Genomic DNA, 728 nt, shown 5'->3' on the forward strand with positions numbered 1-728 from the left:
TGGAAATAGCGATGGAAATATTGCCACTGGTATCAGTCCTGGCAGATTTACTGTAGACCCTTTGCTTTTCAATCATGAGGTCATACTGAACCTCTTTACCAGATAGCGCTTTGCCCCCCTCATCGGTATAATTCAGCAAAGCGGTAAGTACCTGCTTACCGTTCACAGTTTTATACTCATAAGCCGATTTCCCTATAACCTCCGTGCTTATCGGTGTTCCAACCGTAAAGGTCCGGTCAAAGAAATAATCTTCCCCCGCATTGCGCATCCACTGGGTATAGGCCCTGATCCGGTAATTGCCCTCCCGTAAATCATCTTCTAAAGTAAAGTCACCCATGCTCAAGCCTGCAGAAACCGGAAGCTTCAAGCTTTTGACTATTGAATCTTTTTCGGTAATCAGGTCAACATACAGCGCCCCGCTCAAAGCAGAAAGCTGGTGTCTGGATCCGGTAACTACGTATGCTTTAAACCAGATGGTATCACCCAGAGCGTAATAGGGCTTGTCCATATGCAGGTAAACCTTTTCCTGGGGATTGATCTCCGTCCACTTCTGCAAAGCAGCAACCAGCTTGTCCAAAGGATCGTCATCCTTTGGAACAAATGCTAGAAACCCTAAAACTGTAATGAACAGCAAGGTGAGAAGAGAGCGCTTCCATATCATAATATCTTATAGTTGGTTAGTTACAGTTAAAGACAACTCAACGATACCAATTGGGGACAAACAAAAT

Annotated in this window: 1 pseudogene; it reads right to left on the reverse strand. The window is 44.6% G+C overall.

What is annotated here, in order from left to right:
• A pseudogene (locus tag ACHFIZ_RS17950) lies at positions 1-661 on the reverse strand (TonB-dependent receptor); the annotation flags it as partial.
• Between the last annotated feature and the right edge of the window lie 67 nt (positions 662-728).

Source organism: Pedobacter sp. JCM 36344 (assembly GCF_046546555.1).
GTDB lineage: Bacteria > Bacteroidota > Bacteroidia > Sphingobacteriales > Sphingobacteriaceae > Pedobacter.